This window comes from Sphingobacterium sp. N143 (assembly GCF_030325625.1).
In the GTDB taxonomy this organism is placed as follows: Bacteria; Bacteroidota; Bacteroidia; order Sphingobacteriales; family Sphingobacteriaceae; genus Sphingobacterium.
In genome coordinates this window covers 108,082-132,719 of sequence record NZ_JACAIS010000010.1, presented here as the reverse complement: position 1 = coordinate 132,719, position 24,638 = coordinate 108,082, and the positions used below count along the sequence as shown (strand labels likewise).

At 39.7% G+C, this 24,638-nt stretch carries 27 protein-coding genes; 12 read left to right on the top strand and 15 right to left on the bottom strand.

Going from position 1 to position 24,638, the window contains the following annotated elements; all coding sequences use genetic code 11:
* Positions 1–299: 299 nt before the first annotated feature.
* Positions 300–797, top strand: a complete 498-nt coding sequence (locus tag HX021_RS18395) for a DinB family protein (RefSeq protein ID WP_286592014.1) — start codon at positions 300–302, stop codon at positions 795–797.
* A gap of 89 nt (positions 798–886) precedes the next feature.
* Here HX021_RS18395 and HX021_RS18390 read toward each other — a convergent pair whose 3' ends face one another.
* On the bottom strand, positions 887–1,813 hold the full coding sequence (locus HX021_RS18390; RefSeq protein WP_286592013.1) for a 2-hydroxyacid dehydrogenase: 927 nt from the start codon (positions 1,811–1,813) through the stop codon (positions 887–889).
* 166 nt (positions 1,814–1,979) lie between these two features.
* Here HX021_RS18390 and HX021_RS18385 point away from each other — a divergent pair, with 166 nt between their 5' ends.
* The gene (locus HX021_RS18385; RefSeq protein WP_286592012.1) at positions 1,980–2,747 is read left to right on the top strand and encodes a DUF4382 domain-containing protein; all 768 of its coding nucleotides are present in this window, start codon (positions 1,980–1,982) and stop codon (positions 2,745–2,747) included.
* A gap of 106 nt (positions 2,748–2,853) precedes the next feature.
* On the opposite strand, the gene HX021_RS18380 is transcribed toward HX021_RS18385, so the two are convergent.
* Both HX021_RS18380 and HX021_RS18375 read right to left on the bottom strand, forming a co-directional pair.
* Positions 2,854–3,159: a hypothetical protein gene (locus HX021_RS18380; RefSeq protein ID WP_286592011.1), complete on the bottom strand. Its 306-nt coding sequence runs from the start codon at positions 3,157–3,159 to the stop codon at positions 2,854–2,856.
* Positions 3,160–3,218: 59 nt separating this feature from the next.
* Positions 3,219–3,455 (bottom strand): TetR/AcrR family transcriptional regulator, encoded by a 237-nt coding sequence (locus tag HX021_RS18375; RefSeq protein WP_286592010.1) that lies wholly within the window; start codon positions 3,453–3,455, stop codon positions 3,219–3,221.
* A gap of 434 nt (positions 3,456–3,889) precedes the next feature.
* Here HX021_RS18375 and HX021_RS18370 point away from each other — a divergent pair, with 434 nt between their 5' ends.
* Positions 3,890–4,447, top strand: a complete 558-nt coding sequence (locus tag HX021_RS18370) for a hypothetical protein (protein ID WP_286592009.1) — start codon at positions 3,890–3,892, stop codon at positions 4,445–4,447.
* A gap of 62 nt (positions 4,448–4,509) precedes the next feature.
* On the opposite strand, the gene HX021_RS18365 is transcribed toward HX021_RS18370, so the two are convergent.
* The 3 genes from HX021_RS18365 to HX021_RS18355 all read right to left on the bottom strand — a co-directional run bounded on the left by HX021_RS18365 (position 4,510) and on the right by HX021_RS18355 (position 8,231).
* Positions 4,510–6,348: a cytochrome-c peroxidase gene (locus HX021_RS18365; protein ID WP_286592008.1), complete on the bottom strand. Its 1,839-nt coding sequence runs from the start codon at positions 6,346–6,348 to the stop codon at positions 4,510–4,512.
* A gap of 31 nt (positions 6,349–6,379) precedes the next feature.
* Complete coding sequence (locus HX021_RS18360; protein WP_286592007.1) at positions 6,380–7,726, bottom strand: alkaline phosphatase family protein; 1,347 nt, start codon at positions 7,724–7,726, stop codon at positions 6,380–6,382.
* A 121-nt stretch (positions 7,727–7,847) separates the two neighbouring features.
* The gene (locus tag HX021_RS18355) at positions 7,848–8,231 is read right to left on the bottom strand and encodes a winged helix-turn-helix transcriptional regulator (RefSeq protein ID WP_286592006.1); all 384 of its coding nucleotides are present in this window, start codon (positions 8,229–8,231) and stop codon (positions 7,848–7,850) included.
* Positions 8,232–8,447: 216 nt separating this feature from the next.
* On the opposite strand from HX021_RS18355, the gene HX021_RS18350 reads away from it, so the two are divergent.
* From HX021_RS18350 to HX021_RS18330, 5 genes are all read left to right on the top strand, one after another.
* A complete protein-coding gene (locus HX021_RS18350; RefSeq protein ID WP_286592005.1) occupies positions 8,448–9,131 on the top strand; it encodes a YceI family protein in 684 nt (227 codons plus the stop codon).
* Between the two features lie 199 nt (positions 9,132–9,330).
* On the top strand, positions 9,331–10,068 hold the full coding sequence (locus tag HX021_RS18345) for a YoaK family protein (RefSeq protein ID WP_286592004.1): 738 nt from the start codon (positions 9,331–9,333) through the stop codon (positions 10,066–10,068).
* A 241-nt stretch (positions 10,069–10,309) separates the two neighbouring features.
* Positions 10,310–10,936 (top strand): HPP family protein, encoded by a 627-nt coding sequence (locus HX021_RS18340; protein ID WP_286592003.1) that lies wholly within the window; start codon positions 10,310–10,312, stop codon positions 10,934–10,936.
* Positions 10,937–11,262: 326 nt separating this feature from the next.
* Positions 11,263–12,036, top strand: a complete 774-nt coding sequence (locus HX021_RS18335; protein ID WP_286592002.1) for a hypothetical protein — start codon at positions 11,263–11,265, stop codon at positions 12,034–12,036.
* The gene (locus HX021_RS18330) at positions 12,030–12,308 is read left to right on the top strand and encodes a hypothetical protein (protein ID WP_286592001.1); all 279 of its coding nucleotides are present in this window, start codon (positions 12,030–12,032) and stop codon (positions 12,306–12,308) included. The genes HX021_RS18335 and HX021_RS18330 overlap by 7 nt, the downstream gene beginning before the upstream one ends.
* Before the next feature lie 129 nt (positions 12,309–12,437).
* On the opposite strand, the gene HX021_RS18325 is transcribed toward HX021_RS18330, so the two are convergent.
* The 3 genes from HX021_RS18325 to HX021_RS18315 all read right to left on the bottom strand — a co-directional run bounded on the left by HX021_RS18325 (position 12,438) and on the right by HX021_RS18315 (position 16,274).
* Positions 12,438–12,842, bottom strand: a complete 405-nt coding sequence (locus HX021_RS18325) for a VOC family protein (protein ID WP_286592000.1) — start codon at positions 12,840–12,842, stop codon at positions 12,438–12,440.
* A gap of 83 nt (positions 12,843–12,925) precedes the next feature.
* Positions 12,926–13,561 carry a Pr6Pr family membrane protein gene (locus tag HX021_RS18320; protein ID WP_286591999.1) on the bottom strand — a complete coding sequence of 212 codons (636 nt, stop codon included), beginning with the start codon at positions 13,559–13,561 and terminating at the stop codon, positions 12,926–12,928.
* 265 nt (positions 13,562–13,826) lie between these two features.
* A complete protein-coding gene (locus HX021_RS18315) occupies positions 13,827–16,274 on the bottom strand; it encodes a glutaminase family protein (protein WP_502959014.1) in 2,448 nt (815 codons plus the stop codon).
* Positions 16,275–16,716: 442 nt separating this feature from the next.
* Here HX021_RS18315 and HX021_RS18310 point away from each other — a divergent pair, with 442 nt between their 5' ends.
* On the top strand, positions 16,717–17,586 hold the full coding sequence (locus HX021_RS18310; RefSeq protein WP_286591998.1) for a DMT family transporter: 870 nt from the start codon (positions 16,717–16,719) through the stop codon (positions 17,584–17,586).
* Between the two features lie 53 nt (positions 17,587–17,639).
* On the opposite strand, the gene HX021_RS18305 is transcribed toward HX021_RS18310, so the two are convergent.
* From HX021_RS18305 to HX021_RS18295, 3 genes are all read right to left on the bottom strand, one after another.
* Entirely contained in the window at positions 17,640–18,149 is a 510-nt protein-coding gene (locus tag HX021_RS18305) for a GNAT family N-acetyltransferase (RefSeq protein ID WP_286591997.1), read from the bottom strand.
* A gap of 84 nt (positions 18,150–18,233) precedes the next feature.
* Positions 18,234–18,524 carry a putative quinol monooxygenase gene (locus HX021_RS18300; protein ID WP_286591996.1) on the bottom strand — a complete coding sequence of 97 codons (291 nt, stop codon included), beginning with the start codon at positions 18,522–18,524 and terminating at the stop codon, positions 18,234–18,236.
* Complete coding sequence (locus HX021_RS18295) at positions 18,521–19,132, bottom strand: NAD(P)H-dependent oxidoreductase (RefSeq protein ID WP_286591995.1); 612 nt, start codon at positions 19,130–19,132, stop codon at positions 18,521–18,523. Before HX021_RS18295 ends, HX021_RS18300 begins: the two co-directional genes overlap by 4 nt.
* Positions 19,133–19,229: 97 nt before the next feature.
* Here HX021_RS18295 and HX021_RS18290 point away from each other — a divergent pair, with 97 nt between their 5' ends.
* Positions 19,230–20,126 carry a LysR family transcriptional regulator gene (locus tag HX021_RS18290; RefSeq protein WP_286591994.1) on the top strand — a complete coding sequence of 299 codons (897 nt, stop codon included), beginning with the start codon at positions 19,230–19,232 and terminating at the stop codon, positions 20,124–20,126.
* 52 nt (positions 20,127–20,178) lie between these two features.
* Here the strand turns inward: HX021_RS18290 and HX021_RS18285 are convergent, their stop codons facing one another.
* A complete protein-coding gene (locus tag HX021_RS18285) occupies positions 20,179–20,748 on the bottom strand; it encodes a Crp/Fnr family transcriptional regulator (RefSeq protein ID WP_286591993.1) in 570 nt (189 codons plus the stop codon).
* 172 nt (positions 20,749–20,920) lie between these two features.
* Here HX021_RS18285 and HX021_RS18280 point away from each other — a divergent pair, with 172 nt between their 5' ends.
* The gene (locus HX021_RS18280; protein ID WP_286591992.1) at positions 20,921–21,406 is read left to right on the top strand and encodes an OsmC family protein; all 486 of its coding nucleotides are present in this window, start codon (positions 20,921–20,923) and stop codon (positions 21,404–21,406) included.
* A 72-nt stretch (positions 21,407–21,478) separates the two neighbouring features.
* On the opposite strand, the gene HX021_RS18275 is transcribed toward HX021_RS18280, so the two are convergent.
* Positions 21,479–22,519, bottom strand: coding sequence for a linear amide C-N hydrolase (locus HX021_RS18275; RefSeq protein ID WP_286591991.1), 1,041 nt, complete (start codon positions 22,517–22,519; stop codon positions 21,479–21,481).
* Between the two features lie 145 nt (positions 22,520–22,664).
* The gene (locus HX021_RS18270; RefSeq protein ID WP_286591990.1) at positions 22,665–23,498 is read right to left on the bottom strand and encodes a YgdI/YgdR family lipoprotein; all 834 of its coding nucleotides are present in this window, start codon (positions 23,496–23,498) and stop codon (positions 22,665–22,667) included.
* 315 nt (positions 23,499–23,813) lie between these two features.
* Here HX021_RS18270 and HX021_RS18265 point away from each other — a divergent pair, with 315 nt between their 5' ends.
* Positions 23,814–24,599, top strand: coding sequence for a class I SAM-dependent methyltransferase (locus HX021_RS18265; protein WP_286591989.1), 786 nt, complete (start codon positions 23,814–23,816; stop codon positions 24,597–24,599).
* The last annotated feature ends 39 nt before the right edge of the window (positions 24,600–24,638 follow it).

Sequence of the window (24,638 nt, the reverse complement as noted above, 5' to 3'; positions counted from 1 at the left end):
TGGAATATAGCTTTGCAAAAATAGCCTGTAACAAAACTGCCCTGTAAACAAAATAGGATCACCTAACTTTTCAAGTTGCTGCAAACATAATTTCAAGAAAATCGTTATCTATCAGGTTCCATATGGATCAAGACAGGCCTACCGCATATAGTGACAGGTAAATAGTATAAATACCCAATGATCCATTTAATAAAAAAATAATGTTGACATACTATTGTCACATCATGCCATTATCTTTGTTCTATGATACATCAAATGGATTCTTTTTAAAATTTAAACTATTATAAATCAAAAACAAGATGAATACGATCCAGCAATTAAAATCTGAACTCGAGAATGAATATCAGATCACCAAAAATTTTATTGGACTTTTCCCAGATGGTAAAAATGAATATGCACCACATGAAAAAAGCATGAAAATGATGCCGTTAGCAACTCATTTGGTGGAAGTTTTTGAATGGCCAAATACGATTCTCAAAACTTCAGAACTTGACTTTGCAAAAGGAGGATACAAACCCACTGTTCTAGCAACAAAGGAGGATCTTTTAAAAAAATTGGATGCGGATTTTGCAGCCGGAAAACAGGCTTTGGAAAATGCAAATGAAGATGATCTGAACCCTATGTGGACCATCAAGAACGATGGGCATGAGCTGGCAAGCTGGACAAAATATGAAGCAATCCGCCATTCATTAAATCAGATTACACACCATAGAGCACAATTAGGTGTCTATTATAGACTCAATAATATTCCACTACCGGCAAGTTATGGCCCTTCAGCGGATTCACAGAACTTTTAAAAGAAAAAATCATTTAGAAAAGGCTGGAGTTTTGCGCTAACAGCCTTTTCTAACAAACACGTTGATTCCCCTCCTTTAATTGTCCGGTCCTAATATCCTTTTTTTAACGAGACTTCGTTCAGTAAAGATTGATGATGGAGCATTCTTTTATAATTGTCCACGACTTGTTTGACGGAGGACGCAATATTTGTTCTACTCGCCACATGTGGTGTGATGAAAATAGGTGCACAATCCCAAAACAGATGATCTTCCGGTAAAGGTTCATGATGGAACACATCCAGATACGCAGCCTTGATGACCTTATTTTCTATTGCTTCTAATAAGGCATCCTCCACCACATGCCCCCCTCTTCCCACATTAATCAGGATACTGCCTGATTTAAATAACTTAAAGACATCCCTATTCAATATATTTTCTGTCTGGGTTGTGAGCGGCAAAATGTTTACAACAAAATCCACCGCATCAATGGCCGAGCCAAGCTCATCTAAGCCTACAAAAGACTCAACTCCCGGAATATTTTTTTTCGAATTGGACCAACCTTTTACATCAAACCCCATACCGGCCAATTTTTCAGCAACATATCCACCAATTTCCCCTAAGCCCAAGATCGCAACCTTGGTTTGATCAATTGTCATGTACGCCAGAGGATTCCACTGTTTATTGCTTTTATTCTGCGCATAACTAGCAAAGTTTTTCATACCGTTCATCAGGCAGGTTAAAACATGCTCAAACATATCCTCTTTCAGTACTGGATCCACAATTTTGCTTACGCTAATATGTTCGGGTAGCGATTCAGGAAACAAATGATCTATTCCAGCCCCGGCAGATTGTACGACCTTCAGGTTGGGAAAACGCTTGTAATACGCCGGTGCCGGTTTCCAACATAAAATAAACTCCACCTCATTCGGGTTTTCGATATCCGGATAAATTTCAATTTTTGTCCCCGGGAGAAGCTTTAAAAGTTCATCTCGCCAGTCACCAGACCGTTTACTGTTTATTTCCAATGCTATGCTCATCTTTTCTCATTTTATCCATACGAAAATAAACAATTTAAAATAATCCTTCCACGCATAGTCCCGTCCTATTCAGCTGTTTGCACATCGATCCGGACAAATGAACCATCTATTTAACGAACCAAAGTTGGCATAGCTTTTGCCAGCTGGTTTTTACAAGTTACTAACTATGAAAATAAATTCAATTATTGTTGCAGTTGCAGCCACGGCGCTGCTCGGCAGCTGTAGCACAGACGATAGTCCGTCTACGCAGAGAACCCCCGTGACCGTTAAGATCACAGATGCACCAGGTTATTATGATGCAATTCATCTGAATATAGATGAAATCGAAATTCGTACAACATCCGGAAGCGAAAGCTTGGACGTTGATGGAAACCCATTCAACATTCTGGACTATACCATGGGCAAAGACACGGTCATCGCTGGCGATGATGTACCTTCTGGCATGATCCAGGAAATCAGGCTCAAACTTGAAGATGAAGGTAACGAAATTTGGGTGGATGGTGTCGCTCATCCCCTAAAAACCCCTAGTGGCCAATCTTCAGGTGTAAAAATTAAGGTTCAGGATGAACTCATCCCTAATGTTGCCTATACACTTTTACTTGATTTTGATGCTGCAAAATCTATCGTGAAAACTGGAAATGGTGAATATTTGTTAAAACCTGTTATCCGTGCCATACCTGTCGCCACCTCTGGTGCGATCGCAGGTACCATTACACCAGCTGAATCACTGGCAAATGTATATGCTATTGACGGAACGGATACAGTGGGCACATTAGCCAATTCGGTCGGAAAATTCTATTTCCCTGGCATGCCGGAAGGAACATATAAAGTAGTCGTTGAGCCTACGGCAACGGGATATATGGACAAAACCATTGAAGATGTGCAAGTGGTAAAAGGTAGTGTCAAGGATCTTGGCATCATCTCGGTACAATAAAATATACGCACATGAATCCTTGTAAAGAAGGGGTTTTATTTAACATTCGGCCCCTTCTTTACTATTTTTCCACCTGCAATAATCGCACACCCTTTATTTCACCGTACTATTTCCTAATCCCATTGAAAATTAGGGAAACTAGAAATTTGGTATCCCAAAGACTTTGCGAGTAATCGATTTCAACCTGTTTCTTCAATATGGCCTGCTGTTCAGTATAATGTTTTAACGCATTGGCGAAATTAATAAGCACAGAAGCCGTCTTTTCTGGATCGGTAAAATTCAATTGTTCCTCTGAGACGGCCTTTTGTAGAAGCTCAGTAAGAAACAGTTTTTCTTGCAGCATCATTACGTTATACAATTCGAAAAACCGCGGTAAGATCTTATCAAGCGATTCCACCGACACTTTATTCATATTCAGTACGTTGATGTAATAATTCAATCTTGCCTCCAGATAGAAAGAAATCTGATTTTCTATACCCTTTTTTTCAATGTCTTCTTTTGTAATGTAGCAATGAAGGATTCTCCTTCCCGTATGGCCACTTCGATAAAAATATCCTCCTTATTCTTATAATAGTAGTAAAGCGACGTCTTATTTAAGCCCACAGTTTTCGCAATGTCATCCAGTGTTGTTTTTTCCAATCCATATCGTTCAAAGCATTCCATGGCAGCATTTCCTATTTTCTCTTTGACCTGTTCCTTTTTGTTCATCTGAAATATTAATTGATTAAATTACCAAACATGAATGATCACTATAGTATAATCATCTTCCCTCCCTCCACATGCCCAATAAAAATGATACATGGACAAGAACAAAAAGATAACCGTATTTACAATAGATCATATCCATTCCGTAGGCTAAATATAACAAATAGCTATCTTCCATCAAAAGATCTAAAACACTGAAAATCAACTAAAGAAAACCAAAAGCATCAAGCTACGCACAATGACTTCCAAGTGCCCCAGGTATGATAAGTGCCGAGCAAAAGAAAACTTTTGTTCGTAGTGGATACAGTCAAAAGTTTTCCTATCTTTATTTCGCTTAGCCTGTGAATAGAATAGCCCGATTGTCGGATAGTGTAACTGTAGTAAATACACAACATACTGCTGACATCAGCTTCAAAACCATATTAACAATATTGATTATGAACTTTTTAAACTTCTTGAAAAGACAAAGTAATTTAAAACAAATTAACGTCAGTGAAGATGAAGATTTTGTTGACCTACGATTAACAGTAACAAAATATTGGCGCGATGAATTTCAAAATCATACTATTCGTGCAAAAGGACTTTGGGGAAAAGAAATGGTTGGATTTGAACTCTCTTTTCGCCCAGACATGAAATTGGGAATCGTCAATACAGACGTCGACAAAACAAGATTCTACCAGGAAGGCATCAACTTTCATTCAATTGGAGTCTTGAGTGACAACTTTGTCAGCGCATTGAATATCCTGCTTACGACGGATAAGACACCAATGAAAATGGTCAGCCGGATAGCATCCACTACATTTGTTCTTAGTGGGGAACCGTCATATTTTGAGGATGAGTATATCAAAACCAAAATCTTCTTTAATATCAGCGGTAAAAAAGACCGTTACGCGGAATGGTATGTCAATGTTGACCTAAAAAATAATATTCTCGAACTCCGGGAGAAAGATCCAGCATACAGGAGAAATATAATTAATATCTTAACAGGAAGCTGATGCTAATAACGTACAAGCAATCATGATACGATCTGGCCATAATCCCATAAGAAAAGCGAAACTTAATTGCTTTCCAAGCTTTCCATAAAAGCAATAATATCCTTGCGTTCTTTTTCAGTAAGATGAAGATTTTCTTCAGGAAGAGTCTGATTAGCAAGAGCTATCCCCAATCCGGCAGCCCCACCATTGTTATAAAATTCCATTACCTCATCTAGCGTCTGATATACGCCATTATGCATATAAGGTGCTGTTTTTTTTATATTTCTGACGGTAGGAATTTTAAATGCATATTTATACGAATCAACACCGCTAATATCAAAATAACCAAGATCAGCATCAAGAATAGAGTCCCTTCGTGATTGTGGAACCCCCAATACCTCGACTTCGCTTTGGACAAACTTTGGTGGGGTAATACCGTTAAACAAAGGAAGAAAATGACAGGTAGCACATTTGGCCTTCCCCATAAACAAGTTAAAGCCATTCAGTTCCTGCAAGGAAAGCGCTTCTACACGCCCCTGCATGTACATATCAAATCGACTATTGAGCTTCGTCAAAGAACGAATATAAGAAGCTAACGCATTCGCAATCAGGTCGCTCCCGATAACTGAATTTGATTCTGGAAAGGCTTTTGCCAACAAGAACCGATAGGTGCTGTCCATGGTAACATACTCCACAATGTTATCCATTGATCCATCCATTTCCTGTTTATTGCTGATCACGTCCTGTATCTGATCCTCCAATGTCAATGCACGCATATCATAAAAATAGTTTGACTGCAACGCAGCATTCAGCAATGTTGGCGTATTTCTTTTCAGCAGTCTGTCAGCATGATGAAGATCTTCCTGCCGGGTTAATCCATCCGTGAAGGCCAGTTGAGGCTGATGACATGAAGCACAGCTTCGGCTATGTGTCCCAGATAGATTTACATCATAAAAAAGTTTTTCTCCCAGGATTACTTTTTCATCCGTCAAATGAAATTCCGGTCCCGGGGAAAATGCATCCGCATTAAATGCATCTGTATCAAATAAAGTATTTACCTCTTGCCGGAGCATTCGGTTGTATTTAATCTTGGCACCGGGCAGATTGCGCTCTAATTGCGCAATCCCTGTACTAATCTTATTCGCAAAGCCCGTAATAAATGCTGCACGATCAAAAGTATTGAAATCAGGATGATCCTGAAGATAGCGAATAGCAGCGTCCAAATCGTTCAGTAATATGCTGTTTTCCCTTGTTTTGGCATACCGCCGAAGGACGTCCCGGAGACTTTCCAAAGATCTCGAAGATTCTTCCATACTATGCAATGAAAGCCCATTATCAAACCCCGTGATTCCCAAGGAAATAATTCGGAATATTTCCAGCTTAGCGGCATCCAAAATGCGCCAGTCGTCCAACTGATGATCCGCAAAATATGAAATCAGGTAGTCCGTATTTGTTATCAGGTGGTTGACCTCCTCAACAAGCGCTGTTTTACAAATGGGGTCATAATTGGGATAGATAAGTTCCTCTATCACCTGTAAACCCATTGGATCTACCCCCCTGGATAAGGAAGGGTCCAGCAAATCCGCATTTTCAACCTCCTCAACAGGGGGGCCATTCAGTCTTTTCGTTAGGTCGGCAGTAAAATATTCAGCTGCCCATTCAAACTTTTTGAAAAGCAATCGTGCTGTCAGAAAAGCTTGTTTGAGTTTTAGCTCATGTATTGGGTTCAGCTTCGCTTCAGCGGATAAGGTATCTTTCAAATAGCGACGAAAGGATAACATCTGTCCCAATAGCTCTTTTTGGATCTTTCGCTCCCGTCCATTGGGTCTCTCCCTTCGTACATGATTTAATTTCCCCGGACTAAAGCTCAGCATACATAATACAGCAGACAGCAAGGTCAGCACAACAATCTTCTTATACATACCCTTCTCCCCCTTTCAATAAATAGGTATTTTATTGAAACATCAACGCATTCCGGAATGGATTGGCATGTTTATCCCGCTCCGCTAGCGGTGTTATTCCCCATCGATGTTCTATTAAAGAAAGAATACTGACTGTCTCGTACTGTGTATGATCCACAATTCCTTTCTTGGCAAATGGCCCGATCAATATGGCCGGAATACGGCTTCCTGGCCCCCAACGATCGATCACTGGCGGGTTTACATGATCAAAAAAACCACCGAATTCATCATAAGTCAAAATCACTAGGGCATCTTTCGCATTCGGTCCTTCCAATACAGCGTTAATCAGATCCACAGCCAGTTGTTCTGAAGAATATACCGCTGAGCTACCTGGGTGTTCATCATTTCCACCGCCCGGCTTTACAAAAGAAACACTGGGAAGAGTACCATCTTTCGCTGCTTTGATAAAGTCATTTTGATCTTTCATATGCTTTCGCCCCTCCGTTCCTTCCGCATAATTGGCAAAATAGAGGAAAGGCTCATGATTATAGGCAAAGTTGTTTTTACGTCCAGCTACCGCATCATCCCATCCTTCAGAATACCAGGCCCAACTTACATTTTTTTCCGTCAGACGGTCACCGATAGTAGGCATTGTCTGGGCTGGCAATAGTTTAGACAAATCAGATTTAGCAGGATAAGGTTTATTTTTCGAAAGCACATGATTGATCGCGTAACCATCAGGTGTGACAATACCGTCCTTAATCATCTTGCCTTCAGTATCCAGTTGTGCAATTAATGATTTCGGTGCATTGGGCCAAACCGGTATAGCGGCTGAAATCAGGTAAACATGATTCAGGTAAGATCCCCCAAATACACTCTGAAAGAAATTATCGCACAGTGTATATTTTTGAGCAAACGGAAACAAGGGCAATTTTTCAGTACTATAGTACCCCATCGCCAGCCCTTTGGAATCATTGTACAGCGCAAACTTATCCATCTTTCCGCCATTGATTTGCAGCTGATTATGATAAAAACGGTGCGTTACATCCGGTGTAGGTTTATCAGAAGGAACAAATTGGTCTATGTTGAAAAATTGATTGGGAAGATTGGTAGGAAAAGAATTATTTCTTGGAATTTCAGGTAGATATTGATAGATCTTTCCATGTTCATCTACTTGTAGAAACTTACTCTTTTGGGCATTTGCAATCCCATTGGCACCTTTAAACTCTCCATACAAATTATCAAAACTATGGTTTTCCATATAGACCACCACGATATGGTTAATCTGTTTGACTCCCTCATCAAATGAGATTTCTTGATGTTTTACGTTTTTGGTAATGCCGCAGCTGCTGATTCCCAAAACACTTATGGATAGATAAAAAAATCGTTGTAACCGCATCTTTTTTTTGTTTTATAGATATGCTTCTATAACAAACATACGATTATTATATTTTTTTAAACTGCCAGCAATACAAATCAGGTAAAACGTATCAGGTTCTTTACAGACGCAAATATTATACTCACATTAAAGATTCCTTGGTTTCATTCTTATTATAAAGTGTGCTTCTGTAAGTAATTCCCCATTTGGCGATTTCATCAATAATAGGCCCCAGCGTCTTCCCACATGCTGTCAATTCATATTCCACCGTAAGTGGTTTAGTATTTAATACTGTTCTTTTTATCAGATGATTCATTTCCAGATCCTGAAGTTCCTTGGAAAGCATTTTTGCTCCAATCCCATCGACCTCGCGTAATAATTCCATAAAACGCAATTTATCGACCAGCATCAAGGTGCCTATAATATGGAATTTCCATTTGCCCGCCAGGATTTCCATCGTATCCTTTATAGCCAGGACACGTGTTTTACAGCCCCCATTCGTGCTTAAGGTTGCTTCTTTTTTCATGTATCTACCTCCTTATTCTTTACAAAAGTACAGAATTACAGCATCATAGCATACTATCTTTTTGGAAAGTAGTTTCATTAAGGAAACTAATACCAAAAATAAACTATGTATCATTTACCTTTGTAATCAATAATACGAGCTGATTGAATTGGCATAATTGATGCCGTCAATACTTAACGTGCAAATAACATATTTAAAAAAATAAAACGATTAAAAATGAAAAAACAATTAATTTCAGGCTTAGCCCTCATGCTGCTATTCGCTTCATGTCAAAACACAAGTGGCGATAAAGCGACTACAACAACTGCACAAGAAGTGACTGAACAAAAAGGACAAACCTATACTGTGGAATCAGACAAAAGCACTTTAAAGTGGACTGGTTACCATAAAGGAGGTTTAAACCCACGATTTGGTATTCTAAAAAGTGAAGGAACACTATCGGCAGAAAACAATGCAATCACTGGAGGTTCTTTTACAATTGACATCAACTCTATTGTTACAGATACAGCATCTGTGGATCCAACTACTACAGGTGGAAAAAAAGCAGCTGATCTAGATGCACACTTAAAAAGTGCTGATTTCTTCGACATCGCTAAATACCCGACCGCTAAATTTGAGATCACAAAAGTAGCACCTTTTGATGCAGCGCAAGAAAAAAGTGTTATTGAAGGAGCTACTAACACCATCAGTGGTAACTTAACGATTAAAGATAAAACAGTAAATGTAACTTTCCCCGCAAAAATTGCCATTAACGGTGATGAGGTAAGTTTCTATTCTAAATTTACGATCCAAAGACAAGATTGGGGGCTTACCTATGGTACTGAAGGTAATCCTCAAGACTGGATGATTGCACAAAATGTTGACCTTGAACTTAATGTCGTTGCAAAAAACGCAAAATAAAATAATAGGCACGGCTAAGGCCTGCACTCAACCCAAATAGATACCATATAGGCCCATTAATGGGCCTATATGGTTAATAAAATCCTCCTTACTCTATTTTCCCCAATAAAATATATCAAAACTCAACAAGAGTCTTGTTTGATCGTATAGAATTTTGTTATTTGCACCTGTTCTGTATAACGAGCAGAAATCCATACGAATGTTCAGACATAAAGGAAAGGGAAGAAACTACTCCCATAATTTAAAATTGGCATCTATTTTATCCTGTGTAGCAGGTTTGGTTAACATTACAGGGGTACTGAAACTAAACACGCTGACCACAAATGTAACTGGCCATTTTGCCTTCTTCTCGGAGCAATTATTCCTAAAGAACTATAGCATGGCTTTCATCTATCTGAGTTACATTCTTTTCTTCTTATTGGGGGCTTTTGCCTCTGGTATCATCATCGAATGGGCGTCCAAACATAAATCTCATACTTCGTATATTATCCCCATTAGCATTGAAGCCCTGATCTTATTTGTGATCGGTTTTACCCATAGTGAAATAAGCAGCAGCAACCTTTCACTATCGTTTATTGTGGCTTCAATATTACTTTTTGCCATGGGGCTCCAGAATGCTCTTGTGACCAAAATATCCCAGTCCGTGGTTAGGACCACGCACCTTACTGGCTTGTTTACAGATTTAGGCATTGAGTTTTCACAACTTTTCTTTTACAGAGGAAAAGATGAGAAAATAAAATTGCATCGATCAATTTTCTTAAAATTGATCATTATCAGCTGCTTTTTTCTCGGAGGGATCATTGGTAGTTTTGCTTTTCAGCACTTTAACCTAAAAACACTTCTATTACCCGGAACATTACTCTTATTTACACTATGGTATGATCGTCTCTTACTCCGGTACTACCACCTGAAAAGAAAATTCCGAGATCAGGACTGAATCAGCAGGAGATGTTCTGTAAAAATAATTCGGCAGAAATCTAAATTGCATAGGAAAATTAAGTCTTAAAATTAAAACTGGCCATACGCTTCTTATTATTTTAGTGTAATTTTGCGCATTCATTTCTCAACCTACATTGAGATAAGATCTTAGTGTATTATTTGAATGATAAATATTACAAAGGCTAGCATAGAACACACATAAAGATATAAGGTTGATCTATGTAAATTTGCACAATAAAATGAAAAATCAACTTCAGAGACAATTCCGGATTTATAGATATGTAATCTACCGTGAGACATTAATTGATCCTTGGGAACATTTTTGGTCCTTCGTTGGTGCTTTTGTAGGCATATTTCTCATTGCTTTTACACAATCACTTCATCTGCCATCATTGGAAAATGTTTTCTTGATCGGGTCCTTTGGTGCTTCTTCCGTTTTGGTATATGGAGCAATACAAAGTCCACTTGCACAACCTCGAAATTTGATCGGGGGCCATGTGATGTCTGCCATCGCTGGGGTTACTGTCGCCCAGATACTTCCGGATATCATTTGGCTCACAGCTCCTTTTGCTGTCGCGTTATCCATTGTATTCATGCAGCATACACGCACCTTGCACCCTCCAGGAGGAGCCACAGCATTGATTGCCGTCAGTAGTGGCACCAAGATCTCTTCTCTCGGTTATTGGTATGTGTTAAGCCCCGTACTCTCCGGTTGTCTGATTTTATTGGCAGTGGCCCTTATCTTTAACAATATCACCAAAAAACGTCATTATCCAGTTAGAAGATCTCGTTTACGTCGTTCAAGAAGACAACATATGAAAATGAGATTTGAGAAAACCAGGAACTCGCTCAAAACGGAATCTTAACCCGATAAGATAAATCAGCGGGTTCTTCCCATACCGCGGGTAGCCCTTCCCTTGAATGGGCTTACTATTGTCATGGCATCCTGGTAAACGATTCCTGTTCCCACAGTTCCCCAGGCAAGCAGCCTCATGAAGTTTTCCCCGGACTTCTTTCCTCTCCCTAGATCATTCAACTGGTTCCTCAGCCCAACATCGCACGATAAGTAGTAATAATTTCTAAAAAAGTAATTACCAAACCTAATAAAAACCTATATTTAAAACAATTTAACTCTAAACCAGTTAATTTCTTATTAATTATATTTAATCTCATTCTTAAACGTATGAACCTTATGACTAGATTTACAAAAACATTCCTGTTAATCTTATTGATTTTCAGCAGTCAGCTTATTGTTAACTGTTCCTCTGACGATGATTTAATCAATGAAGAAATCGAAAATTCAACCAGCTGGATGGATGATCTCGAGCGATCACTTGGCTCCGGTACAAAAGCTAAATTGAATAGTTGGATAGACAAAGGGTTGGATAAGGGAAAACTTAAGGAAGCCTTTTCTAAGGCCAAAGACAAAGCCGGTTTAATGACCGATCTCGAAAATGCCCAAAGTATCTACCACCAGCGGGTGTATATTGAGGACTGGGATAATATCCCTGGGATTGCAAAATCTGATTACAGTCCGAATGGTTTGACTTCAGGGATGACACATCCTGCATGGAAGAATTCAGAGTTGGATCTGCCTGCCGTTGAGGCCGCAAACTTTGTTGATGCTGTGGCGACCGAATTACCTGCTGGGACCAAAATATACCGCATCACCGGCGGAAATCCGGCCGGAGGATATTGGACAAAAGCTAAACCCAGCTCTATTGGAGACGTGATCGGAGGTACGGCAGTACAGCCTGCATGGAACAATTTCAGTAAATTCTACACCTATGAAGTTCCACAGGCCCAAAAATTGAAAGTCTGGCAAGGAACGACTGCAAGGCAACCTATTGCAGCAGGTGTCATCAACCCACATCTTCCCGGAGGAGAAATCCAACTGTTCCTTCCCCTTGCAGTCAGAGATGAAACCTTCAAAAAACTAGTACAAGAAATTCCATTACCATGGTAAATTCCGAAAAAATAAAAAACCACTATCTGGCGCTTCTGCAAGTAGTCGAAGCCGAAGCCACTACCAATATGGCATCACATGATTTTTTAACCTACTTAAACAAGTATAAAGATCAATTCACCAGCGCAAATAATACAATGCATAGCGCTGAATTAAAGGAATCGATAAGAGGTGTAAATAGATTCGCAGACCAATTCGTATTCTCGGCCCCACATGATTCCAAGATACGGATGCTCATAAACACCCTTTACGAAACACTGAGTCAGTCGTAAAATCATATCACGAATACAGCGGCAGCAGCATCCTGCTAATGGGATTGTTTCAATCACCAAGTATAAAGCCATTTACGGAATACATGTAAATGGCTTTATTTCCTTAGGATCAGCCTGATGAATCTCCATCTATGCTGTTGGAAATTTACTCATGTCCATATAGAATATTTCCCAGGTATGACCATCATAGTCTTCTATTTTTCTAAGCTGCATAAAACCATGATCCATCATTGGCATTGGTTCGGCCCCACCTGCCTTCAATCCTTTATCTACGATTTCATTGACTTGATCCAAACTGTCGACCGAAAGTGCAAATAACCCTGCAATATAATTTTTCGTGTCTGCAATCTGTTTCTTAGTAAATGTTTGAAATTTATCATGGGTCATGATCATCACATAAATATGGTCACTCCAAACCATACATTTAGCTTGATCGTCCGAAAACTGGGGGTTATTTTGAAAACCCAATTGCGTATAAAAATCCATGGATTTGTTCACATCTGCGACTGCGAGATTAATAAATACTTGTTTCATCTTTTAAATTTTTAATCGTTATTGATTACACAAAATTGATCATTATCATTCAGAAAACACTTCGCATATGTCAAGAATAAATATTAGGTTGCTCTGGTCTGCCACTTCCCCATGGCAATCAATAATAGACCAACGATGAGAAAAACAAATGTAACACCAAGGCTATTAATAAGGACTCTTTCGATACCCAAATCAGTTACATTGACAAAAGGATAGGGATAAAAGTCCGAGTAAGCACCATGGCATAGTGTATATAAAAGATAAATCAATGGAAACACCATCCAATAGAGAACCTGATTCCAGGTGATGCCTCTTTTATCAACTAAGAACCACCAATACAAGAAGAAACTCAACGGGATAACCACATGCAGTAGTTCATCCACAACCTGCATCATCCCATGAAGGTCCAAGAGGAAACGTAGGATACCATTATAAATAATGCCAACAACAAGGATGTATAAAGTGATAGCAGTCATCGATGCAGGCTTGGTGATCCATCTGCCGAGCCGGCTTTTAGAAGAGAAAACGATGCAGCAGCAACATAGCATAACCAGTACATTACTAAGAATGGTGAAATAGCTGAAAAAACGAACGATATATTCGGCTCCGCTTATCTCCAACGTAAACCAGCTCAAAATAAATTGCATCGCGATTGCAAATAAAGCGATCAGACCTATGCCCGCCGCAAGAACTGATTTTAATGACTTTAGTGATCCCATAATATGCTATTCCACATACGAATATAACGATTTCAACCGCTTTTATAATAGGGAATGCTTCCTAAACAGCCATCATTTTACAGGGTAAAAATCTACAAAAGAAACTAAGGTAATAAACGAAGGTATCATACAAATAGCAATTCAGATGCTCGGAAAACTATCATAGCGCACTGTTTTCTGCTACATGCGACATTCAACAAAAAAGAGGCTCAAATGAGCCTCTTTTTTGTTGAATGTATGATCAGTTATACGCCAATTTGCCTGCTCAATGCTGGATTTTATCTGCCAGCAGTTTCATATAAAACCCACCTACCACGCTGCGTGCCTTAAAGTTCTCCCGGATACCGGTATTAGAATCATAAAAGTCATTCAGTGGAACGCGTGATTCAGTTTGGAGGGCATGATTGTAAACCGGTTTGATTAGCGTTTCAAATGCCTCCCGGGTAGGGGCAAATGACGCAGTCCACAGAATCCAATCATTTTTGGTATATGCTTTTCGGCTGTCTAATGGTATACCAAATCGATTTTGTTTTGTCAGGTAATAGTTGATTTCGGTATCATATACGTTCTGTGGGAATAAATTCAATCCCAGTACCTTATCCCAAATCAGATTATATTTTTGGCTCCATGTGTTCTTATCATCAAAGGTTAAAGCATAATGATCCCCAGCATCCGCCATTTCCATCCATTTAGGAACCATTTCCGCTGCAATTGCCCGATATTTTTTTGCCGTTTCTGTTTCGCCTATCATTTCTGCCATTTGTGCATAACATGCGATTCCCACGATGGCTTTAACAGATAAATTGGCATTCCGGGCTAAATGGCCCGCAAAATCATCCGTACATAATTGTGTTTTAGGATCGAAACCGTCTTTGACAAGATAGTCCACCCATTTAGTCAGTGTTTTCCAATGTTGCTTAGCATAACGGCCATCGCCCTGGACTTTTGAAATTGCGGCAGTTAAAATAATCATATTCCCAGATTCCTCAACAGGCATTGGTTCACCATAAGTCTGGCCATTTGCCAAGGGATAAGTACCCAAATCGTGAGCAGCCCAAGGATGGGGATAGCGACCTGTTTCACTAAAATAAAAAATGCCATTCAGCATCCCCTTCAATAATTCAGGGTTATAGATCAAATATAATGGTGCTGATGGGTAGGTCACATCAACGGTGTTGATAAAACCACCACTATTGTTTTCTTTGGACAACCAAAGCAATTCATTTTGCGGGCTTTTTACCAAGGTATGAGCAGCAATGCTCTGGCGGTAAGCCAGCATACACAAATGAGCATACTCCTTCCCCCCTGATTTTAGAGCAGCACTATAGATTTCTTTGTCGAATGCCAAACACCGGTCCATAACAGCAGGGTAATCGCTGGCGGCCACAGTCAGCTGGTTTTCCATGGTCTCTTTCCCCGAATTATTCCACCACGGCCTCAAATTGTTTTTAAAATATTGAATAGCATAGATTTCATCATATCCAAGTGCAACGAAACGTTCAATTTCCTGATCGCTGACTTTACCAAAAGGAATTACTGTGTTCAGCGCCAGTCCAATACCCTTTGAGCTTGACGATGTTGAGGTTCCATTCCTAAAATTGTCGACTGCCATTGTCATAGGGCTTATAAACTGTTGTACGTTATCCTTTTTAGGAGCAGCAACATAAAAATACCCCCAATCGATCCGCATATCGTCGGCACCTTTTTGTAAAACTGGCTGTTCTACCGTCCCTACTTTCAGAATCGACAAGTTGTCCGTTTCATAATTTTTTGCAGACACTTCCTGCGATGGTTTATAAACGGCAATGTTAGATGACGCGCTCATAAAAACCTTCACATCATGTTGTTTACCATCATTTGCTTTTACAGCATAAGTAATATAAGATACTGGTCTCGACAACAGCGCTAAATCATTCAGTAACAAAGGTGAGGTAAAAGTAAGTTTTAGGTCCACCTTTCCTGCCTGAAACTTATAAACCGTACGTGTCGCCGTAATCTCCACACTTTTCTGTACCGCAACTTGTATTTTAGAACCACTTTCTTTGCGCTTGTCCACTAAACCAAAATCAAGATAACGCCCCCCGGCCGTATTTCTCAAATGAATTGCCAGCTCATTTTTTCCCACCTTCAGATTCGTTTTATCAATTGGTATATACTGAAACTTATTTGTCCAGCCCGTCTTTTCATATACCTTGTTACCGTTCAAAAATACCTCCACATTATCATCATGGTTCAATTTTAAAAAAAGCTCATTAACATCCTGTAAATCTGCAACCTTGAAATCCCGCTTCACCCAGATATCCGCCGATTTCCAGATTGTCTTTACCTGTTTTTCATCATCCCCAATGGGAGCATACCCAGATTTCCAGTTCTTTGCATCAAAAGAAGGCTGGTTCCAGTCCCTTTCCGGTTTAGATTCGGTGTACCGTACTGTATAAGCTTGCTCCTCAGCCGTTGGAAGGATGACGTTGTAATGAGGCTCTTCCTGACCAAGAAAGCGATAACTGTCACCATCAACACTAATCAAGCCCAAAAGAGAATGATCAGCCTCTGTCCAATGCTTCGTTGTCGATTCATTTAGCTGATCTGTCATGGACCAGATGCTAAAATTGGGATTATGCGTAATCAATGGATAAGCCGGAGCTTTTCTTTGCTGTGCATGTACGTCAAAAAACAGGGACATACAAATAAATAAAAAGCATAAGCTAGACATGCTGAGTTTATTGATCTCATGAATAGGTTTTTGCAAAGGTTTAATCATATTAGTTGAATAAAATTAGCGATAACAACATCTTTTCTTAAACACCCCATGTAATAGTTAGGACGTTTATCACCACAGTTAAGGGTTACAACAAATAACGCTGGAATAAATTATATTCAATAGCCGCATCGTATCAATTTGCAGTCAATTTATATCATATTTTGCCAGCCCTGTCATGTAGAAACTTGCCCTGCCAGGGCCACACTTCATGTCAAAACTAGTCCCGATGTAAATTCCTTCCTGTTTTGCAGGGTAAATATGGACATAGCTCCGTTTTTTCGTCTAGTAAATAGAACTGTACCCACTATTTTAACTAAAACTGTAACTCTATACGTACCTATTAATTCCTGAGATTTGCATCAGAATTAAAATTGATACCACAATGGTAAGGAATATGGATAGATTAAAATCATCAAATGGATGGATCAATGGACTGATTGGAGTTCTTATTTTTAGTGGCTCATTGCCAGCGACAAGAGTTGCAGTATTGGATTTGAATCCAATCTTTGTAACGGCTGCAAGAGCCTCCATTGCCGGATTACTGGCACTGATGGTATTGCTTATTTCCAAAGAAAAGCTTCCTCCACGGACACAGTTTATCCCATTGAGTATCGTGTCTTTCGGCGTCGTGATCGGATTCCCCTTATTGAGTGCGATGGCGCTACGATATGTCACTTCAGCTCATTCGATGATATTTGTGGGTATACTCCCTATTTCCACAGCCATTTTTGGCATCGTCCGTGGCGGTGAACGCCCCCGGCCAATATTCTGGGTTTTCGCTATACTGGGTAGCCTTTTGGTGGTTGGATATGCTTTCTTCCAAGGAATTACATCCTCACCTCAAGGCGACCTTCTCATGCTTATTGCAGTTATCCTGTGTGGACTTGGATACGCTGAAGGAGGCAAGCTTTCAAAAACATTGGGCGGCTGGCAGGTCATTTCATGGGCATTGGTATTTGCATTACCGATGGTACTCCCCCTGACTTACTTCTATATACCGGCCACAGTCATGAATGTTAATCAAGGAGCATGGTGGGGCCTCATGTACGTTTCCTTGTTTAGTATGTTTATCGGATTTATTTTTTGGTATAAAGGGTTGGCGCAAGGGGGAATTGCCACGATAGGACAGTTACAGCTTCTTCAGCCCTTCTTTGGCTTAATATTAGCAGCAGGCCTGCTCCATGAAGAAATCAGTGCCGGGATGCTATTCGTGACCATAGCGGTCATCCTATGTGTGGGTGGGGCAAAAAAATTCGCGCATTAATTAGTATGACCCTAATAAACTTAGCACCAACCAATAAACTAACGATCAGAGCGTTAAAGAAATAAAACATACATATACTCTTTTGCTGAAACACCATCTGGCCAGATCACATCTTGGGCATGTGTATATTTAAAATTGAAAGATTGATTGGCTGCCTTAGAGGCATCGTTCCCATCACGATGGGAAACCGTAATCCTATTACATCCTTTTTGCCGGGCCCATGTAATTCGAGCTTCATAGAATAATTTAGACAATCCATTTCCTCTAAATGGCTCTTTAATAAAAGAAGCAATTAAAATTGCATTTGAGCTATCGTCTCTATCCAGTATCACTCCCGTCATCCCTATCAATACCTCCTGATCATATAAGCCAAATATGGCACAGGCTGGATTTCCCAACAAAGAGATCCAATCGTCATCGTTATATGCTGATTCCTTTTTGTAATTACTTCCAAAAAATTCAGGATTTGTCTGTAATGCCTCCAGTCTAATTGTTTTATAATCAGCCCAAGCAGTTGTCTCCAAGCGTCGCAGGGTATAGTTACCCTTTCCCAATACGTCCATTTCTTGTCATTTCAAGTAAATATACTTAAGAAAATTGAATAATACGCCCAAACTACTGCTACCAAAAGGCTGTATAAAGAACAATTACGCTATCTTCTCCATCAGATAAATCTGAGGAGCCTCCTGTAGCTGCTCGCCTGCCACACGCCCAAACTCCTGAATATATGGCTGTTGATTGTGCGCATCCAGCCCGGCTTGGTTTTCCCAAATTTCGTAGAAAATAAACTGATTTTCATCCGAGGTCACTTCATGCAGGTCATATTGCAGGCAGGCTGCTTCTTTTCTGCTCTCTTGTACCATCTGATGTAATAGCGCTAGTACCTCTGCTCTTTGCGCAGGAATTGCCTTTAGGATTGCTGTTATATAAATCTTCATGATAATTGATGTTCTAACTGAAATACTTCTTCCAAATATTGTTTATATTCTTTTTCATAATTGTCCACACGTTCTTGCGTAGCATCTTTTTCCATATCATGAAAATGAAAAGTTCCAATATTCTCCAAACCTGCAAATTGATTCATCTTATGAAAACCGAACAAGACCCCTTCATCGACAGAATGTTGATCAAAAAATTCATTTTCCATGGTAAAAGCTGTTTCCGGAGCATTCCAGCTTGAGGTTACAAAATATTTTTTTCCATGCATCAGACCACCTGTACCATAATTGATGGCCGGGTTTTTACGAGAACGGCCATCATTTTTATAGATACCATTGTTATGTCCCGCTGTAAAAACTTCGTCAATATAAAACTTTAAACGATTGGGCACCTGAAACCACCAAACGGGGAAATGATAGACGATAATATCGGCCCATTTAAAATTTTCAGCCTCAACCATAGGATCGAATTCGTCATTAACATTGGTTACACGGGTTTCGAAACCATTTTTAGATACGGCCTGTACAGTCCAGCCTGTAATCGTGCTATTAAAGGAACCACCTGAGTGCGCAAACTTTTGTCCGCCATTGATAATAAATATTTTCATTTCTATAATTTTTATTATTGATAACACAAATTTCTATCATTTTTTTAGATAATACAAATAATTTAAATTGTATATTTGTATCATAAAAATAATAGACATGAAATGGAATCTAGAATGGCTCCGCACCTTTAAAGCAATCTATGAAACAGGAACGCTCTCTGCGGCAGCACAAGAACTATTTATTTCCCAACCCGGGGTGAGCCTGCACCTCAATTCCCTGGAAGCTTTTACGGGTCATAAGCTTTTTGACCGTTCAGCACGCCGGATGGTGCCAACCGAAAAGGGTAAAATACTATATAACTATGTGATAGATCCGCTCAAGAAATTAGAAACGGGCGAACAGCATTTTCATAAACGGGCATTGGATGAACGGGTAACCATAAGTATCGGGATGTGTTTTGAGACTTTTCAATATACATTAGAGGAGCATATTGCCCAACTCCCCTTCAACCTCATCATTAAATTTGGAGAATATCCACAAATGCAACAAGATCTGGATAATGGTCTTTTGGATCTGATCATCACACCACAAAAAGGAAATCAACAAAATCTGCAATACCAACCATTTTCGAAGGAAAGAATTGTGCTTATTGCAGGCTGCCAGACGGATACCACCGACCTGGAAAATTTATTACACAACAACAATATCAAAGAAGCCGCGCAGCTATTAAAAAAACAATTGTGGTATAGTACAGCAGCGGATATGGACCACCTCAAGAATTTCTGGTCTACACATTTTGGGGAGCATCCCGATTTCAGTCCCAATTACATTGTACCCAACATTAGTTCCATTATACGCTGCCTAAGCAATAATAACGGTTTTTCCATTGTACCCGATTTCTTATGTGCCGAAGCCATAGCATCTGGTAAAATCAAACTGATCTGGGAGGGGACAGCACCTGTGGAGAATACCCTATATTTTGGGACAAGGAAAAAAACAATGTATCAGGAAGAAATAAGCCAGCTGGAAAATCTGCTGAAAGAAAAATGGTAACCAATAATTTTCGTTTTGTATACGCAGTGGAGCCGTTGGAAAGTGCCCGTAGTTATTGATTAAGCATCTTACTTAAAAACTCGGGTGTTACACCTATATATGCGGCAACCTGTTTTTGTGGAAGACAATCGATCAGTGTAGGATAGCGCGAACAAAATTTTTCATAGCGTTCCTTTGCTGCTAAGCGCAAATTCTCCATTGATCGACTTTGGTAATAGACCAGCGCATTCTCTGCAAGAACCCGAAAATAAACGTTCAATTTTGGGATCTCTTTATACAATCGGTGCAATTCTACCTTCGGTAGCATAAATATCTCAGCGTCAAACACAACATCAATATAGAGATGCCCCGGATTTCCTGTAACCAAGCTGTACATATCACCGATCCACCAACCTTCGGGGGCAAACTGCTGGATATATTGAAATCCATTTTCATCCACACAATAACTCCGTAAGCAACCTGAAGCAACAAAGATGGCATACCGGCTAATATCCCCTTCCAATAGCAGGTATTGTTTTTTCTTGACCCTTTTAAATTTGACAATAGCTAAAAGCTGCTCGATTTCCTCTTCCATAAGGTCAACCTCCTTACTTATGCTGTCTAATAATATTTGCTGATCCATAATTTGTGCCGATTGCTTCAGGGCAAACTTAGATAAATTATTTTATAAGCCATACAATTGCATCTATATAAAGAAGCACGATCATTTGCATCTGTCCTCCCATAAAAAAAGTACAGGATATTTTAGTAACTTCATCACCTAATCACAATCTTGTTAAATTATAACCTGACAGATGAAACAACATCACTATAATACGACGATAGAATGGACTGGAAATAGAGGGAGCGGAACAGATCATTATAAAAATTATGAGCGGAGCCACCGTATCATTATCGGGCACAAAGCCGATATTGAAGGTTCATCAGATCCAGCATTTCGGGGTGACGCAAGCAAGCATAACCCTGAAGATCTATTGCTCGCATCATTATCCTCCTGCCACATGCTATGGTACCTCCACTTCTGTGCTGTGGATAACATCGTTGTAGAAGAGTATATAGATCATGCCACTGCCGTCATGGTGGAAGAGGAGAACGGTAAAGGTTCCTTCAAAGAGGCTATCCTCCATCCTATAGTCCGTGTAAAAACAGCCGAAATGATTGCCCCCGCCCTTGCATTGCACCGGAAGGCCAGTGAGTATTGTTTCATTGCAAATTCAGTCAATTTTCAGGTATCACATCGCCCGACCGTCCAAACCGAAGCAGTCAATCGGGCAACATGAAAAAAGCATGGGCTTATTTTACGATTTTAATGGCAATGCCAAGCAATAATTATATCCAAATAAATTTGTCTGTTAAATTCCCATAAATTTAAACGGTTGTGCCGCTTTAAATAAGGAATTGGAATTGCCATTGATTGCCATGCCTTGTTTTACCTCCAATTTCATGGATGGGGCACCTTGTGCTAAGTTAAATTTTGCAAGGTCAATCCACAGGGTGCCCGGAATCAGGACATTCTCAAAATAATAAATTTTATTTTTTTGATCAGCTACCGATCTCCAGCGTGTGGAAGATATGTTCGGCTCAGTTTCGGAACTGATGCCAAAGGGTACAGAGCAATTTCTGATCACACTAAACACACTTGCAATCGAAATTCGGGCATCATCGGTCTGCGGAATCGCATTGATATAATAGGAAGCCCGCACAAAGCGGTCTGCAGCGCGATTTGTACCGGGAAGCATGGTTGTTCCGGGAATACCCTGCCAATATCTATTTAAGGCAAGCTGTTCTTCAAATACCGGGGAGTTTGTCATCACGGTATAAGAAGCATCATGATGGATCACCAATTTTCCATCGATGTATTCAAAAATGGCATTATCTCCAGTTGCGTCTGACAAGGATAGATGTACTGTTGTAAATTTTGTGGTGCCAGGAATATAATCACTCACGACCACAAAAGGTTCATCTTGTAATGCCGTCACAGCCGCACTGACTGTCGCAAAATTGTCCAGCACATACTGCGCCCAAGCGGAGATCGCAAGACCTTTTTTTGCTCCGGTCGGGTCAAATTTTGGATAAGTAGACTCAACAAGCCAAAGGACATTTGCCACCAGGCCTTTCTCATTCAATCCATCTACAGTAGCGATATCCCACGCACTGGCAACAATACTACCATATTGTGAGGTCCATTCCAATGACTGTGGCCCCACTTCTCCATTACGGGCAATCCCACGCGGAAAGACCCATAAATTAGCGCTAATATCGTCCTTCCAATCCATGCTCCTTGCCGTAATCACAGTCTGATTCGGTCCTTTATAAACAACCCTGGTACAGGCCACTGGTTTCTGATACCACAGCAGAAACATCGCCAAAACAATAAAATAAAAATACTTCATCTGTATAGATTTTTAATAAATGATATGACTCACGTATGGAAGATCAAAAAGCTCCTCGCTATTAAACAACAATAACAGGAATATAATGTTTTACAAACTGCCCCATGCTTATTGTATACAAAAATGAATAATGGCCAATGTGCTGCTATTCCGGATTTTTATTGTCAATTGCTACCGCCGCTGCCGTTAATGCTGCTGCCCCCCCCACTACCCATATATTTTGACCTTTTTTTTCTTTATAGGCGATCACATCTCCCCTTTTATGATACATTTCAACAATCTTATTCAATGCAATTGCCCCAGTCTGCCAAAGCTGTGCTACATAAAATTTCTGTTCCGTGTTTTTTAACAGTACGTTATCATCCACTAGAATCGAATAGCTCAAAAAGCTTCTTAAATGATAAGGAGAATCTTCGGGCTCAAATCGTGCAAGGTTTACACCATAACTCTCCCCGTTCACATCATACATATATACTTTCTCTTTTTCCGCTGATTTGATGACCTCTTTAATATCATTTCTGAAATCGAAGTAACTGCCATCAATATAAGCATGGGGTGGAATCAGTATCATATCTTTAGGCAAGCTTATTGATCCATTAAAATATCCCTGAATCCGATCTTCCATAAAGGTATCGGTTTTTCGGTTTCCCAAGCTTGTTACCGAGCCATCTAATTGTCCTTCTATGGCTGCACTTTCAGCTGCATAACTATACGCCTTACCATTGATGACCATGGCTGAACTTTTCAGATCCCATAATATAGGTTTATCAATTTTATTCGCTATTCTCAAATAAACCTTGCCATCGCTGCCAGCAAATGAATAATCCAATTGTACAGTATCATTATTGAAAGAAAAATTCCCTTTATCTTCATCTTTTGTTAAATTTTCACCATTGAAGGTCATGAGATAATTTGAGGAACAAGCTGATAAAAAGAGAACACAGCTAGTGAGGGAGAGGATTTTAAATATTTTTAGCATAATAAATAGGATATGTTATAGCACTGGCATGTTAGTGAGTCCTAGCACTTCGATAGAATCGAATATAAAAACTATTAATCAAATTAATCGCTTTACAACTGATTTTTTTAAAAAATAAATCAAAAAAAATGATCTTAACTTGTTTATCAAGCTATTTACTTACTCCATAGAACCTACTTTTCAGATCATTATGCTCTTGTCGACTTCGGATATAGTTCCAAAGAAACCTGACGATGCAATAAACAGCCTGATTCGTAAAATTCTTTTTTAACACGAAAGCAAAAGCTATATTTACCTCAGACTAAACCAAATCAAATGAAAGAGAAATTTATTGACAGAAAAGATCAGCAAGCCAATAAGATATTTGAACGAAGAACATTAGCATCAGATTATAGAACACTCCGCCCACTGTTAAAGCCAGGCTTAAGCGTATTGGATGTAGGCTGTGGTACAGGAACATTGACCAATGAGGTCGCGAGTCATATTGGTGACGGAACAATTATTGGTTTGGACAACACAGCCTCTTTTATTGACATAGGCAAGGAGCATTATGCTGAAACCGAAAATCTTGACTTAGTCTGTGACAATATCTTCAATTATCAGCCCCCGCACCAGTTTGACCTTATTATAACTGCCAGAACCATGCAGTGGTTAACTGATATTCCCAAAGCATTAAAGTTATTTAAATCTTGGCTAAAACCAGGCGGACAAATTTCGATTTTGGATTATAACCATACGACCATAGTCTGGGATCCTGCCCCCCCGGAAACTATGCAGGCGTTTTATCGTACCTTTCTCAGGTGGCGGGCAGATGCCGGAATGAATAACCAGGTTGCAGATGAAGTAGCAACTTTACTACAGCAACAAGGATTTGAATCCATTGAAACGATCAATGCTGACCAAGTCTATCACAAAGGTGAAGCCGACTTTGAGACAAATCTCGCCATTTGGATTAAAGTAGCCCAATCCAAACAAATGGTAACAGAAGGCTATATTTCCGATGAGCTTCGCTTACAGGCTATCGCTGATTATACCCATTGGATAGAAACTGAGGCCAGATCCATGACACTTAAAATGAATGATGTAAGAGCGTATGTTTAATCATTACGCTGATTTATTCGTAGCTTAGTACTAATAATA